Source organism: Marinilactibacillus piezotolerans, assembly GCF_900114235.1.
In the GTDB taxonomy this organism is placed as follows: Bacteria; Bacillota; Bacilli; order Lactobacillales; family Carnobacteriaceae_A; genus Marinilactibacillus; species Marinilactibacillus piezotolerans.
Genome location: NZ_FOSJ01000017.1, coordinates 1 through 14,736, shown reverse-complemented (window position 1 = coordinate 14,736; position 14,736 = coordinate 1). Strand labels below are relative to the sequence as shown.

Sequence of the window (14,736 nt, the reverse complement as noted above, 5' to 3'; positions counted from 1 at the left end):
ATAGAAAGAATGTGGAGAGATGGAAAGTACAATATATTTAGATTATGCAGCTACAAGTCCCATGTACCCAGAAGTAATAGAAGTTATGAGCGAAGCAATGCAGACTACTTTTGGAAATGCTTCTAGTATCCATCAATTTGGAAGAAAAAGCAGAGGATACTTGGATGAAGCAAGAGCTATTTTTGCAAGGAGTATTCACGCAAAATCAAATGAAATCATCATTACCAGTGGTGGTTCTGAAAGTGATAATACAGCCATTTTAAAAACGGCAGAAAAATATGAATCTTTAGGAAAACATATTATTACAACGAATATCGAGCATGAAGCGGTATTAAAACCTATGAAATACCTTGAATCAAAGGGTTTTGATGTGACTTACTTGCCAGCAGATAAAGATGGATTTGTTAGCGCAGAACAAGTAAAAGCAGCTTTAAGAAATGATACGATCTTAGTATCCATTATGTCTGGAAATAATGAAGTAGGATCTATTATGCCCATAGCAGAAATTGGTTCTATATTAAAAAACAGCAATCCCGCAGTTGTTTTTCATACTGATGCTGTACAATCTTATGGATCTCAAGATATTGATGTTGACGAAATGAATATTGATCTTTTATCAGTATCAGCTCATAAAATAGGTGGACCAAAAGGGATCGGTTTTTTATATTGCAGAGAAAATATTAAGTTACCCAGCCTAATACTAGGCGGAGAACAAGAAACAAAAAGAAGAGCTGGAACAGAAAATATCCCCGCAATTATTGGCTTTCAAAAAGCTGTTGAATTGATGATGAAAGATAAAAAACAGCGTAATGCCTATTATCGTAAGCTTAAAGAAAAACTTGTTAACAACCTTAAGCAAGCAGGAGTAGACTTAGAAATTAATGGATCCTATGACTCATCACTGCCGCATATAGTTAGTTTACATTTGAAGGGAATCGATGCAGAAAGATTGTTGATTCATTTAGACTTGGCAGGAATTGCAGTTTCCACAGGTTCAGCTTGTACAGCTGGTAACGTGGATCCTAGTCATGTCTTGAGTGCAATGTTTGGAGTAGATCATCCAGCTATAAGCGAAACAGTTCGGATCAGTTTAGGACTGGGTACAACTGAAGAAGACATCGAAAATGTTGTTATTGAACTTTCAAACATTATTAAACGTTTAAAGTAATTAGCTTAAATTGAAATGAAACCAAAAAAGGAGGAATTTTATTATGGCTACAAAGCCGATGGATGGATTGTTAGGGAGTAAAGATAAATATAAAGTTAGCTCAGAAGCAAAACGATATACATTAAAGGATCATGGGTTTTTAGAAAATAAAAATGGATCCTTTGCTTATGAAAGAACACTAAGTAGGCTTGTCACTGATAAAGCAGCGCCAAAGCTGAAAATTACAATTTCCAAAGATTTAAGTGAATTGAAAATCGTAACGGTTTCCAACAATGGACTGAAAAAGATTGATATTTATAAAGATGAGAATCAGGAACAAGCAAGGATAATGGTAGAAGGAATATTCAATACATTTTTAGAAGAAAATGTTTTAGAAAGAGCATAAAAAGACTATAATGGGATCAAGTTGTATTAAAAGACCTTAATACAACTTGATTTCTTTCTTTAAGTAAGTATAATGGAACAGACTGAAACTTACGAACCTTCAATTCGTGTATAGTTCAGAATCTAAACTGAAATGATGGTGATTTTATGACTGACAACTCGAAAACTAGAGTCGTTGTCGGAATGAGCGGAGGAGTGGATTCTTCAGTAACAGCCTTGCTTTTAAAAGAACAAGGTTATGATGTAATTGGAGTTTTCATGAAAAACTGGGATGATACGGATGAATTTGGCGTTTGTACAGCAACGGAAGATTATAAAGATGTTGCGTTAGTGGCAAATAAAATTGGTATTCCATATTATTCTATCAATTTTGAAAAAGAATATTGGGATAAAGTATTTACCTATTTCTTGGATGAATACAAAAAAGGAAGAACACCAAATCCTGATGTAATGTGTAATAAAGAAATCAAATTTAAAGCTTTCCTTGATTATGCAATGGAACTAGGGGCAGAATATGTTGCAACAGGTCATTATGCTCGCGTAACTCGAGATGAAAAAGGAGTTACTCATATGCTTAGAGGGATTGATAATAATAAAGATCAAACTTACTTTTTAAATCAATTATCTCAAGAACAATTATCAAAAGTATTGTTTCCGCTTGGAGAAATGGATAAAAAAGAAGTGCGGAGAATCGCTGAAGAAGCAGATCTTGCGACAGCTAAGAAAAAAGATTCGACAGGAATTTGTTTTATCGGCGAAAAAGACTTTAAAACATTCTTGATGAATTATCTGCCTGCTCAACCAGGTAAAATGTTGACTTTAGATGGTGAAGTAATGGGGCAGCATGACGGTCTTATGTATTATACGATCGGTCAAAGAAAAGGCTTGGGAATCGGTGGTAATGGTACATCTAATGAACCATGGTTCGTGATCGGGAAAGATCTTGCTAAAAATGAATTATATGTAGGACAAGGATATGAAAATCCTGTATTATATGCAACTCATTTAAATGCAAGTGATTTTTCATTTACAAATCATTCAGAAAAACCAGCTACTTTCCACTGTACAGCCAAATTCAGATATAGACAAACCGATGTGGGTGTTACAGTTCATTTAGATAAAGAAAGTAATACAGCACAAATCGAATTCGATGAACCGGCTCGTGCAATCACTCCAGGGCAAGCAATTGTATTGTATGATGGAGATGAATGTATTGGCGGCGGAACAATCGATGCTGCTTACAGCAAAGAAAAAGAACTACAATACGTTTAATAAACTCTAACAAGAGAAAGAGACGAATGATCGTTCATTTGTCTCTTTTTTACATAGGTACTCTAAATTTATTTTAAATATAAAGACTAGAAAAACCACGTAGACTTCGTTAAAATAGACAGAGCGAAAGGATGGCGGAAAAATATGGAAAACGAAACACTTCAATTAGAAGAAAACCAAGAGAAGTATATAGTTGGAGAAGTGTCAGCGATCTATTTTTCTAATCCTTCTAATTTCTATAAAGTCATGCTAGTTGATTTGTCAGAAACTAATACTACTTACGATGGAACACAAATTGTGATCACAGGAAATTTCGGGCAGATAACCGAAGGAGAAACTTATCAATTTTATGGTAAATTGACTGATCATCCCAAATACGGTTTACAGTTTCTAGCAGATCGTTATGCAAAAAAACAGCCTTCCAGCGCTCAGGCGGTAGTTTCTTACTTATCCAGCAGCCGATTCAAAGGTATCGGTAAGAAAACTGCTGAAAGCATTGTCAGTACTCTGGGCGAAGGGGTATTGGATTTGATACTAGATGATCCGAATCATTTAGATAAAGTAGCTGGGTTAAATCAGACAAAGAAACAGATGATAATGGATGTTCTCGAAAAAGAACAGGGGATGCAGCGAGTAATTCTAGCCTTGAACAAGTTCGGATTAGGCAATCAGTTAGCCTATAAAGTTTATCAGAAATTTGAAGGCAAGACATTATCGATCATTCAAGAGAATCCTTATCAATTAATTAAAGAAATTGAAGGGATAGGGTTTAACCGTGCGGATATTATAGCTGATGAAATTGGTATAAAACCTGATTCCCCAAAAAGAATACAAGCAAGCATTCTTTATTCAATTCAGGAACTGACCATTAGCGAGGGAGATACGTTTACTTTAAGTAAGCCGCTACTCACCAGAAGTATAAAGGTGCTGGAAGAAAGTAGACCCTTTATTATTGAACCGGAATCAGTAGCGGATAATGTAATTGAATTAGTTCGACAGCAAGAGATTATCCAAGATGAAGACCGTTTTTATATCCCCTCACTGTTTGCTTCTGAGTGGGGAATTTCTACAGCAGTCGAACGATTACTTAGTTATTCAGATAAAATTGAAATTTCTTCAAAAAAAATCGAAAAGAAACTGAGTCATTTAGAAAAAGCGATGGGAATCGAATATGGAGATTCTCAAAAATCGGCGATTGACAGAGCATTACATTCTCCAGTGTTCTTACTGACAGGTGGACCGGGCACAGGGAAAACGACAGTATTGAATGGGATTGTTAATCTATTTGCTGAATTAAATGATCTTTCATTAGATCCTTCTGATTACAAAGATGAGGCATTTCCTATTCTTTTAGCAGCCCCAACAGGAAGAGCAGCTAAAAGAATGAAAGAAACAACAGGACTACCTGCTTCTACGATCCATCGCCTATTAGGATTAACTGCGATGGATGATGAAGAAAGCCTTGATGATTCAGATCGAAACTTAAAAGGGAAGCTTTTGGTGGTTGATGAGATGTCAATGGTAGATACCTGGCTTGCGTATCAGCTCTTCAAGTCTATTCCTAATGATATGCAAGTCATTTTGGTTGGAGACAAAGATCAGCTTCCTTCTGTTGGACCCGGACAAGTCTTGAGAGATTTTCTGGAAAGTGAAGTTATTCCAAAAAGTGAACTAAAAGATATTTATCGCCAAGGAAATGATTCTTCGATTATACCATTAGCTCATAAAATAAAAGAGAATCAGTTACCAGATGATTTTAAAGATAAGAAAAAAGATCGTAGCTTTTTTCCGTGTACAACATCTAAAGTTTTAGATGTAATTACTCAAGTCGTGACCAAAGCGATTTCTAAAGGATATACAGCACAAGAAGTCCAAGTGTTAGCCCCCATGTATAAAGGGCCGGCAGGAATCAATGTATTAAATAAGCATTTGCAGAACTTGTTTAATCCCAATGAACATAATGAAAAAAAAGAAGTTAAATTTATAGACAATGTTTATAGAATTGGAGACAAAGTACTTCAACTAGTCAATGATCCAGAAAGAAATGTTTTTAACGGGGATATGGGTATTATTACCGGAATTATTCCATCTAAGGAATCTGAAACAAAGACCGACAATCTGGTTATTGATTTTGAAGGTAATGAAGTAACATACTTGCGCAATGAATGGAACAAATTGACTTTAGCCTATTGTTGTTCGATCCATAAGGCTCAAGGAAGTGAGTATGATATGGTAATCTTACCTATGGTTAACGGCTATAGAAGAATGTTAAAGAAAGATTTATTATATACTGCTGTTACTAGAGCTAGTCAGTTTCTGATACTCTGTGGTGAAGAAGATGCATACAGACAAAGTCTACAGTCAACAAGTATGTTGAGAAAAACGACTCTTAAACAAAGATTACTCACTGAACAAAAAACAGATAATAAGTTAACAGGCATCATCGAAGAAGTGGAAGAAGAAATACCTGATGAACCAGAAGAGTATAAAATAAATGATTCAGACACTGAAACTGTGCAAACTAAAATTTTGACGCCGCTTATGATTGAAAATAATGTAGTAGATCCTCTAGTTGGAATGTCAGGCTTATCACCTTATACGTTATAAAGCATAAAATGACCAATTTTTGATAAAATTGGTCACTTTATGCTTTTAATATGATTTAAATCCAAAATGCTCTTTTTTTTGTTTGGATTTTATAGTTTCCATGAACCTTTATCCATTCTCCGTCAGTTTGACCGTACTGGTGCGAATCAAGTGTAATTGTACAAGCAGGTCCATTGAAAGAATGCAGCTTTTTATGAGAAAGGTGACTTTGATTGATTAGAACTTTTAATAAAAGAGTAATCAATTCAAAAAATGAAACTTTTTCAGCAATAACAAAATTGACCAGCTCGTCAGTTGGAACTGCTTGAGGATGGATAGGGATTCCTCCACCAAAATACTTATGATTTACGCATACGATTAGCAGAACCTCTGGGAAGTGCATTATCTGATTGTTTTGCTTGATTGTTACATCAAAACTTTTTTGCGAAAAATATGCAGAAATGATAGTAACAAAATAAGAAAAATTACCCAGTCTTTTTTTGTTTTTAGAATTTTCTAATGAATAGTTAACCATACCATCTAAACCGATACCAAAACTGTTAATGGCATTCAGAGTTAAATTATCTTGGCTAATAACAAGCATATCTAATATTGTGGCTTCTTCTTGATGAACAATTTGTTCTATTGCTTGTCTGTAATCAAATGATAGTTGATGTGAGCGAGCAAAGTCATTTCCAGAACCAGTAGGAACGTAGCCTAATGTTGTACTTAAATTCAAAGACTCAAGTACAGTTATGACTGCATTCAAAGTTCCGTCTCCACCAGCTACAATTAACCTTGATGAGTCGTTTAAGGAATTTAGTAAAGCAACAGCAGATTTTTTAAAAGAATCATCCTTTGATGTCTTAAGTACTTCATAAGTCAAGGAATAGGATTTCATGATATCAGGTAATTTTTTTGAAAAAAATTTACCATTTCTTGAGTGCTCATTTATAATAAATACTAGATGTATTGGTAAGGTCATAGGGATTCTCCAATTCGTAAATTAATATTAGTATACGATAATTATTATATATAAAAAAGTATCTATTAATCGGTTATGGATGATAATTTACTCATGAATACGCAATCATGGTTGTTAAAGGGCTTAGCGTAATGATAGAATGACTCGAACAAAGGTTATTGAAGGAGGAAATAAATGTTTAAATTAGCAAAGCGTTTTACATTAGATGCAGTTGATTACGTTTATATTGTTATCGGCTGTTTAATCACAGCAGTGGCTTTCCAAGTATTTTTGCTGCCGAACGATATTGTTTCTGGTGGGGTATCTGGCTTGTCGATTATAGCCAATAATCTATATAACTTTGACCCTGCAATCTTTCAATATTCTGTAAATATTCCATTATTAATTTTATGTTTTGTCCTATTAGGAAAAGCTGCAGGTTATAAAACGATTTTAGGAAGTTTGTTATTACCCTTTTATCTAATGTTTTTAGGTGATCTAGCTCCTTTGACGCATGATCCATTTTTAGCAGCTGTTTTTGGAGGTGTTTTTACAGGATTAGGATTAGGAATTGTATTTCGAGCTAAAGCATCAACGGGCGGAACGAGTATAATTGTTCAAATATTATATCAATTTGCGCATTTACAGCTTGGAATTAGTACAGTTTTAGTAGATGGTTTTGTTATTTTCTTAGCTCTGGTTGTATTTGATCCCGAAACTGTAATGTACTCATTGATTTCTTTATTTTTGATTTCTCGAACAATTGATTTGGTTCAATTAGGATTTAATCGGAACAAAAACATATTTATCATTTCAGATAGCCCTGAAGAAATTAAGCGTGAGGTTTTGCACACTCTTGAAAGAGGCGTAACAAACTTAGGTGTACGTGGTGGATATGGGAATACTGAAAAAGATATGTTAATGGTTGTCATCCAGGAAAGAGAATTTACTCTCCTGAAAGAAACGGTACTTGAGGTTGATCCGGATGCTTTTGTAGTAGCAATGAGTGCTAGTGAAGTGTTAGGACGTGGTTTCTCTTTACACAAACAATTCAGCACGGAAGATTCGAACTTTTAAGTTAAATCCATTGATTTATTGACAAAATAATGGGTTGACTATGCTTTTAAACTAAGCTATACTCATTTTATTCGAACTTTAGGATATATGACGAATTCAGCTATTTTAGAGAGATCCTTGTAAAGGTGAAATGGGATCAGTAGTGCACGTCATTCGCTCCCTAATTTTACTTGTATGAGAAATCATACCGACTCTTGGCGTTAACAAGATTTAAGAGGTAATGACAGACTGAATAGTGTCATTGCAATCAAGGTGGTACCGCGTACAGACGTCCTTGTGAGCAATGGGATTATTCAGTTTTTTTGTTGAAATATATAAATGAAAGAAGAAAGGAAATATTATAATGAAGCAGTTAAACAGCTCTGAACTTAGACAATTATATCTTGATTTTTTTGCAGAAAAGAATCATAAAGTTGAAAAAAGTGCTTCACTTGTCCCAATAGATGATCCTTCACTGTTGTGGGTTAATTCAGGTGTGGCAACAATGAAAAAGTATTTTGATGGATCAGTTAAACCAAGCAATCCAAGGTTAGCTAGTTCTCAAAAAAGTATCAGAACTAATGATATTGAAAATGTTGGTAAGACAGCTAGACATCATACCTTATTTGAAATGCTTGGTAATTTTTCTATTGGAGATTATTTTAAAGAAGAAGCCATTTTATGGGCATGGGAATTTCTAACGGATGAAAAATGGATAGCAATGGATCCAGATAAGTTATATGTTACAGTTTATCCGGAAGACAAAGAAGCGTATAAAATCTGGCATGAAAAAGTCGGACTAGATGAAGATCATATCGTAGAAGAGGAAGGAAACTTCTGGGATATCGGAGAAGGTCCATGTGGTCCAAATTCAGAAATCTTTTATGATCGCGGACCTGCGTTCAACGACCTGTCTGAAGACGATCCTGAAAATTATCCTGGAGGAGAAAATGAAAGATGGCTTGAAATATGGAATTTAGTATTTTCTCAATTCAATCATAAACCCGATGATACTTATGATCCATTACCTAATAAAAATATTGATACGGGCATGGGGCTTGAACGTATGCTTTCAGTCATCCAAAATGTACCAACGAATTTTGAAACTGATTTGTTCATGCCAATTATCAATAAAGTAGAAGAAATTTCTGGAATTACCTATGATAAAGGTTCTGAAAAACAAACGAGTTTTAAAGTTATAGCAGACCATGTGCGTGCAATATCGTTCGCGATTGGAGATGGAGCGTTGCCATCAAATGAAGGTCGAGGATATGTACTGCGTCGTTTGCTGCGTCGTGCGATTATGCATGGTCGTAAATTAGGAATTGAGAAGCCGTTTTTAACTAAACTTGTTCCAGTAGTTGGAGAAATAATGAAGGAACATTATCCTGAAATTCTTGAAAAAACGCCCTTTATAACTAAAGTGATCTTAAACGAAGAAGAACGGTTCCATGAAACACTGGCAGAAGGACTTAGTCGTTTAAATGAAGTAACAGAACAAATGAAAAAAGCAAGCGAAACTATTCTCAGTGGAGAAGCCGCTTTCCAATTATATGATACTTTTGGATTTCCAATTGAATTGACTGAAGAAGTTGCAGAAGAACAAAATCTTACAGTTGATCTAGAAGGCTTTGAAAGTGAGATGAAAAAACAAAGAGAACGCGCTCGATCAGCTCGTAATGAAGAAGGCTCAATGTCTGTGCAAAGCGATTTATTATCAAAATTGAAAGATGATAGTGAATTTATTGGATATGGTAATATTAAAACTGAAGGAACATTAGTAACAATAATAGCTGATGATGAGTTTAAAGAATCAGTTGAAAAAGGTGAAAAAGTTCGCTTAGTATTTGATATAACGCCATTCTACGCTGAAAAAGGCGGGCAGATCGGAGATACTGGTGCTATTAAAAATAAACTAGGCGAAGTTGTAGCGACTGTTACAAATGTCAAAGCAGCACCCGCAGGACAGCCTTTACATGAAGTAGAAGTACTTGCTTTATTGAAAAAAGGTGAGGTTTATACTTTAGAGGTTGATCGTCGAGGTCGTAATTTGATTGAGAGAAATCACACAGCGACCCATTTACTTCATCAAGCTTTAAAAGATGTCTTAGGGAATCATGCTAATCAAGCCGGTTCACTAGTGACACCTGATCAGTTAAGGTTTGACTTTACGCATTTTGGTCAAGTAACTGACAATGAACTTAAACAAATGGAAACAATTGTAAATCAGAGAATTTTCGATTCTATTCCAGTCACCACTGTAGTTACTTCAATCGAAGAAGCCAAAAAATTAGGAGCAATGGCTTTGTTTGGTGAAAAATATGGAGACGAAGTTCGAGTCGTAATGATTGGAGAATATTCGAAAGAATTTTGTGGAGGTACTCATGTGTCCAACACATCTGATATAGGCTTATTCAAGATTATTTCTGAATCTGGTATTGGAGCTGGAACTAGAAGAATTATTGCTAGAACAAGCGAAGGTTATTACAAATGGATCGAAAATCAACTATCTGTTTTACAGCATGTCAGTGATCAATTAAAAGCTCAGTCCGTAGAAGAATTACCGAATAAATTAGGACAACTGCAACAAGAATTTAAAGACCTGAAACAAGAAAATGAGTCTCTTAGCTCTAAACTGGCAAATGTTCAAGCTGATGACGTATTCTCTCAGATAGATAACGTAGAAGATATCTCTTATATCGCTCAAGAAGTTCAAGTGAAAGATATGAACCAGTTACGACAATTAGCTGATAAATGGAAGCAAGAAAACTATTCTGATATCTTAGTATTAGGTTTGAAAAATCAGAACAAAGTAAATTTAATTGTTTCAATGAGCAATAATGCAGTCAATAAAGGTCTTAAAGCCGGAGATTTAATCAAGTCAATCGCACCATTAGTAGGTGGTGGTGGTGGTGGCCGTCCGGATATGGCACAAGCAGGAGGAAAAAATCCTGAAGGATTGTCTCAGGCATTGGATTCAGTAAGTAACTGGATCAAAGCAAACAGCTGAAATTAAAAATTAGTTATTGCTTATTATAAGAATTCTTGCTTTCTAAAACAGAACAGAAGTTTAGAAAGCAAGAATCTAGTAAATAATTGTTGATTGTTTGGATAAATCGGGTTATTGGTCATTGTACTTTGGGTTATTTTCTTGTAAAATAACAACACATAAGCTTTATCTCTAAAAACAATCATCAGTCAAATTATGCTTATGAAGTACGGAGGGGAATTTATGACTTCAAATGATCATACAGTACGATTTAGCGTGAATAATAACGACGAACATAATGTGAAAGATACATTACGAATTGTTTATAAAGCACTTGAAGAAAAAGGATACAACCCTATCAATCAAATCGTAGGTTATCTGTTGTCTGGAGATCCAGCTTATATCCCTAGACATAACGATGCTAGAAATCTAATCAAAAGGCATGAAAGAGATGAGATTTTGGAAGAATTGATGACGAAGTATCTAGAAAGTGACAACTAATTAAATGCGTATAATGGGATTAGATGTAGGATCTAGGACTGTGGGAGTCGCTGTCAGCGATCCCTTTGGATGGACTGCACAAGGAATAGAAATCATTAAAATAAATGAAGAAAAAGAAGAGTTTGGAATTGAAAGAATGTCGGATCTTGTAAAAACTTACGAAATAGAAAAATTCATTGTGGGATTACCTAAGAATATGGATAGTACGATAGGTCCAAGGGCAGAAGCATCGTATCGTTATGGTAAACTTTTAGAAGAGACCTTTCATCTTCCAGTAGAGTATCAAGATGAGCGGTTGACTACAATGCAAGCCAATCGTATGTTAATTGAAGAAGGTAATACATCAAGAAAAAAAAGGAAAATGGTCATTGACAAGTTAGCTGCTGTAATGATTTTACAAGGTTACTTAGATCGCCAATCGAATAATAATTAGGAGATGATAAAATGTCACACGAACACGAACACGAACACGAACATAATCATGATCATGAACATATTACAATAATCGATGAAGAAGGTAACGAAGAACTATATGAAATTCTTTTTACCTTTGATTCAGACGACTTTGAAAAATCATATGTTCTTGTATATCCTGCTGGAACAAGCGAAGGAGAAGAAGTAGAACTTTCTGCTTTTTCATATACTGAAAATGATGGTGGATTAGAAGGCACATTAAGTGCAATTGATTCAGACGAAGAATGGGAAATGATTGAAGAAGTTTTAAATACATTTATTGAAGAGGAAGAAGAACAATAAACTGATTTGTATATAAAATAGTCATCCGAAATGCTAATTCAGATTTCTAATGACTATTTTATTTTGTATTGAGATAGATACTTAAGTTATAAAGAAACCAAATTCATTGAACCTTTTGCAATGAAAATGATTTTACAGCGGTATAACAAATTTTTTCTTTAATATTTAGAGTGGATTGTGTATAATGAAAAGGATATAAACACTTTAAAAAAGGAATGGATCAAATATGCCTGACCAGGAATCAAAGCATACTGTACGTAAAATAGTGCTGAGTATTGTAGCTATTTTGATCACCTTGATTATCATTCTAGGTTTTTCTGGCTATCACTACTACACCTCATCTTTAGAACCTTTAGACCCTAATAGTACAGAAGAAATACCAGTTGAAATCCCAATAGGCTCTTCCCGTACAGATATTGCACGTATTCTAGAAGAAAAAGGCGTCATTAATAGTGCATTTGTGTTCAACTATCATCTAAGATTCAATGGCGAAGAAGGCTTTCAAGCTGGACATTATATTTTTTCTCCTTCATTATCAGCAGATGAAATTGTTCAGAGTCTAAAGGAAGGTGGCTCACCGATCACAGAAGAATCCACCGGGAGTTTAACAATCCCCGAAGGATATACGTTAGACCAAATTGCTAATGTGATTGAGGATGAAACTGATTATTCGCAAGATGAATTTTTTGAGCTTGTACAAAGTGAAGAATTTCTTCAAGAGAAACGTGATGAATTTCCAAAGCTGCTGGATAATGCTTATCAAGTACGAGAAGAAACTTTATATACTCTAGAAGGATATTTATATCCGGCTACGTATGAAATTTACGAAGATACTACCTTAGAAGATCTTGTCACACAAATGCTTTCGAGAATGGACCAAACGATGCAAGCGTATTATGCTGAGATTGAAACGCAAGAGTCATCAGTCCATGACATTTTAACGATGGCTGCTTATATTGAAAAAGAAGGCGTTACAGCTGAAGATAGAAAGCTCATTTCTGGAGTTTTCTATAATAGACTAGCAGTCGGTATGCCGCTTCAAACAGACATCAGTGTAATATATGCTTTGGGGGAACACAAAGAGCAGATTACTTATGATGATTTAGAAGTTGATTCTCCATATAATCTTTATAAGCATACAGGACTTGGACCAGGACCGGTAAATAGTTCGTCTGAAGATTCTATTTATGCGAGTGTCTATCCTGCTGAAACAGATTATATGTACTTTATAGCTGAATTATCTACACAAAAAGTCTATTTTTCGGAAACATACGAACAGCATTTAGAATTAAAAGCTGAATTAAATTAAAAGCATTGAGTCTATTCGGCTCAGTGCTTTTATTAAGAACAAAACGCCCCTTTAGTGATCAATGGGCGTTCAACTGAAAGGAAAATTGACATGGAAAAGAAGACAAAACCAATTGTAATAGGCGTTACGGGAGGGTCAGGTAGCGGGAAAACAAGTGTTAGTCAGGCGATTTATAATCATTTCCCTGGGAGATCTATTATGATGTTGGAACAAGACTCTTATTATAAAAACCAGGACCATTTAGACTTTGAAGAACGATTAAATACGAATTATGATCACCCGTTTGCTTTCGATACAGATTTACTGATTAAGCATTTGTTTAAGCTGCTCAATTATGAAACGATCGAAAAGCCTGTATATGATTATACAAAACATACTCGAAGCAATGAAGTTATTGTTCAAGAACCTAAAGAAGTCATTATTTTAGAGGGAATACTTATTTTAGAAGATCCGAGGCTCCGTGAAATGATGGATATTAAAGTATATGTCGATACAGATGATGACATTAGAATAATTCGTCGGATTAAAAGAGATATTGAAGAGCGTGCTCGTACATTAGATCATGTTATTGAGCAATACTTGGGAGTTGTTAAACCGATGCATACACAATTTATTGAACCTACCAAAAAGTACGCGGACATTATTATTCCAGAAGGTGGCAGGAATCAGGTAGCGATAGACTTGATGACCACAAAAATTGATACAATCTTTAAAAAACGATCTCTATAATAAACAATCTATGTTTAAAATATACTAACAAAACGCTTTACAAGATGTTAAGTTCGTGGTATCTTGTTTCCATTGAGATTACAAACTCAGAGTTTGAATCGAAAGCTACAATAAAAGGTTACGCTCAGATACAAGATTTTTTGTTTGAATATTATTTTAATATATGAGGTGAAGCATTTGATGACAGAAAAAGTATATCCAATGACTTTAGAAGGTAAAGAAAAATTGGAGAACGAATTAAACGAATTGAAATCAGTAAAAAGAAAAGAAGTTGTAGAACGAATTAAAATTGCTCGAGGATTCGGGGATTTATCTGAGAATTCTGAATATGAATCTGCAAAAGATGAACAAGCATTTATTGAAGGGCGTATCAGCACTGTAGAAAACATGCTGCAAAATGCTGAAATTATTGATAATTCTAAAGCAAAAGCAGATGAAGTCTCACTTGGTCGTTCAGTAACATTTAAAGAATTACCAGATGGTATTGATGAAGAATATACAATCGTAGGAAAAGCTGAAGCAGATCCTTTTTCTGGTAAGATTTCAAATGAATCTCCAATAGCTCAAGCACTTTTAGGAAAAAAAGTTGGAGAAAAAGTATCTATTGAAACTCCTGGTGGTTCAATGGAAGTTGAAATTACAAAAGTATTTTAAAATAAGAAAGAGCCTGATCAAAAGATAGTTTGAACTGACCCTTGTCAAGTAGACAATAAAATAATAAAAAATCTATATGGCAACCTGATACCGAAATTCCATCGGTGTTAGGTTGTTTTTTGTTTCTTGTAAACGTTCGAAATTATAAAATTCCATGTATTCATCAATATCTTTAATGAGTTCTTGATATAGAGTGTACTCCTTCAAATGATACGATTCGCATTTGTAGTGCCCAAAAAAGCTTTCCATTGGTGCGTTATCAATACATTTCCCCACTCTAGACATACTACGTGTAATTCCAGCTTCTGTCGTGATTTGACGGTACTGTTTAGAGGTATATTGAGAACCACGATCGCTGTGAAGAATCG

Annotated in this window: 14 protein-coding genes; 12 read left to right on the top strand and 2 right to left on the bottom strand. The window is 34.6% G+C overall.

Annotation, left to right across the window (positions count from 1 at the left end; translation table 11 throughout):
• Positions 1-19 precede the first annotated feature (19 nt).
• The 4 genes from BM212_RS05695 to recD2 all read left to right on the top strand — a co-directional run bounded on the left by BM212_RS05695 (position 20) and on the right by recD2 (position 5,431).
• A complete protein-coding gene (locus BM212_RS05695; protein ID WP_072694583.1) occupies positions 20-1,168 on the top strand; it encodes a cysteine desulfurase family protein in 1,149 nt (382 codons plus the stop codon).
• Between the two features lie 43 nt (positions 1,169-1,211).
• Complete coding sequence (locus tag BM212_RS05690) at positions 1,212-1,553, top strand: DUF1831 domain-containing protein (RefSeq protein WP_245750939.1); 342 nt, start codon at positions 1,212-1,214, stop codon at positions 1,551-1,553.
• 146 nt (positions 1,554-1,699) lie between these two features.
• A complete protein-coding gene (gene mnmA / locus BM212_RS05685) occupies positions 1,700-2,824 on the top strand; it encodes a tRNA 2-thiouridine(34) synthase MnmA (protein WP_091897100.1) in 1,125 nt (374 codons plus the stop codon).
• A 144-nt stretch (positions 2,825-2,968) separates the two neighbouring features.
• On the top strand, positions 2,969-5,431 hold the full coding sequence (gene recD2 / locus BM212_RS05680) for an SF1B family DNA helicase RecD2 (RefSeq protein ID WP_091897098.1): 2,463 nt from the start codon (positions 2,969-2,971) through the stop codon (positions 5,429-5,431).
• A 55-nt stretch (positions 5,432-5,486) separates the two neighbouring features.
• Here the strand turns inward: recD2 and BM212_RS05675 are convergent, their stop codons facing one another.
• Complete coding sequence (locus tag BM212_RS05675; RefSeq protein WP_091897096.1) at positions 5,487-6,395, bottom strand: diacylglycerol/lipid kinase family protein; 909 nt, start codon at positions 6,393-6,395, stop codon at positions 5,487-5,489.
• A 174-nt stretch (positions 6,396-6,569) separates the two neighbouring features.
• On the opposite strand from BM212_RS05675, the gene BM212_RS05670 reads away from it, so the two are divergent.
• The 8 genes from BM212_RS05670 (at position 6,570) to greA (ending at position 14,368) form a co-directional block, all read left to right on the top strand.
• Positions 6,570-7,451 carry a YitT family protein gene (locus tag BM212_RS05670; protein WP_072694588.1) on the top strand — a complete coding sequence of 294 codons (882 nt, stop codon included), beginning with the start codon at positions 6,570-6,572 and terminating at the stop codon, positions 7,449-7,451.
• 343 nt (positions 7,452-7,794) lie between these two features.
• Entirely contained in the window at positions 7,795-10,440 is a 2,646-nt protein-coding gene (alaS, locus tag BM212_RS05665) for an alanine--tRNA ligase (protein WP_091897094.1), read from the top strand.
• Between the two features lie 222 nt (positions 10,441-10,662).
• Entirely contained in the window at positions 10,663-10,920 is a 258-nt protein-coding gene (locus BM212_RS05660) for an IreB family regulatory phosphoprotein (protein WP_072694590.1), read from the top strand.
• A gap of 4 nt (positions 10,921-10,924) precedes the next feature.
• Positions 10,925-11,353: a Holliday junction resolvase RuvX gene (gene ruvX, locus BM212_RS05655; RefSeq protein ID WP_091897092.1), complete on the top strand. Its 429-nt coding sequence runs from the start codon at positions 10,925-10,927 to the stop codon at positions 11,351-11,353.
• An 11-nt stretch (positions 11,354-11,364) separates the two neighbouring features.
• Positions 11,365-11,676: a DUF1292 domain-containing protein gene (locus BM212_RS05650; RefSeq protein ID WP_091897090.1), complete on the top strand. Its 312-nt coding sequence runs from the start codon at positions 11,365-11,367 to the stop codon at positions 11,674-11,676.
• A 226-nt stretch (positions 11,677-11,902) separates the two neighbouring features.
• Positions 11,903-12,985: an endolytic transglycosylase MltG gene (gene mltG, locus BM212_RS05645; protein ID WP_091897088.1), complete on the top strand. Its 1,083-nt coding sequence runs from the start codon at positions 11,903-11,905 to the stop codon at positions 12,983-12,985.
• A 90-nt stretch (positions 12,986-13,075) separates the two neighbouring features.
• Positions 13,076-13,714, top strand: a complete 639-nt coding sequence (udk, locus tag BM212_RS05640; protein WP_091897086.1) for a uridine kinase — start codon at positions 13,076-13,078, stop codon at positions 13,712-13,714.
• Between the two features lie 180 nt (positions 13,715-13,894).
• The gene (greA, locus tag BM212_RS05635) at positions 13,895-14,368 is read left to right on the top strand and encodes a transcription elongation factor GreA (protein WP_072694595.1); all 474 of its coding nucleotides are present in this window, start codon (positions 13,895-13,897) and stop codon (positions 14,366-14,368) included.
• A gap of 72 nt (positions 14,369-14,440) precedes the next feature.
• On the opposite strand, the gene BM212_RS05630 is transcribed toward greA, so the two are convergent.
• On the bottom strand, positions 14,441-14,736 hold a 296-nt coding region (locus BM212_RS05630), incomplete at its 5' end, for an IS3 family transposase (RefSeq protein ID WP_177206352.1).

Coding starts and splice junctions, on each gene's coding strand:
- BM212_RS05695 (WP_072694583.1), top strand. CDS start 20: ATGGAAAGTACAATATATTTAGATTATGCAGCTACAAGTCCCATGTAC.
- BM212_RS05690 (WP_245750939.1), top strand. CDS start 1,212: ATGGCTACAAAGCCGATGGATGGATTGTTAGGGAGTAAAGATAAATAT.
- mnmA (WP_091897100.1), top strand. CDS start 1,700: ATGACTGACAACTCGAAAACTAGAGTCGTTGTCGGAATGAGCGGAGGA.
- recD2 (WP_091897098.1), top strand. CDS start 2,969: ATGGAAAACGAAACACTTCAATTAGAAGAAAACCAAGAGAAGTATATA.
- BM212_RS05675 (WP_091897096.1), bottom strand. CDS start 6,395: ATGACCTTACCAATACATCTAGTATTTATTATAAATGAGCACTCAAGA.
- BM212_RS05670 (WP_072694588.1), top strand. CDS start 6,570: ATGTTTAAATTAGCAAAGCGTTTTACATTAGATGCAGTTGATTACGTT.
- alaS (WP_091897094.1), top strand. CDS start 7,795: ATGAAGCAGTTAAACAGCTCTGAACTTAGACAATTATATCTTGATTTT.
- BM212_RS05660 (WP_072694590.1), top strand. CDS start 10,663: ATGACTTCAAATGATCATACAGTACGATTTAGCGTGAATAATAACGAC.
- ruvX (WP_091897092.1), top strand. CDS start 10,925: ATGCGTATAATGGGATTAGATGTAGGATCTAGGACTGTGGGAGTCGCT.
- BM212_RS05650 (WP_091897090.1), top strand. CDS start 11,365: ATGTCACACGAACACGAACACGAACACGAACATAATCATGATCATGAA.
- mltG (WP_091897088.1), top strand. CDS start 11,903: ATGCCTGACCAGGAATCAAAGCATACTGTACGTAAAATAGTGCTGAGT.
- udk (WP_091897086.1), top strand. CDS start 13,076: ATGGAAAAGAAGACAAAACCAATTGTAATAGGCGTTACGGGAGGGTCA.
- greA (WP_072694595.1), top strand. CDS start 13,895: ATGACAGAAAAAGTATATCCAATGACTTTAGAAGGTAAAGAAAAATTG.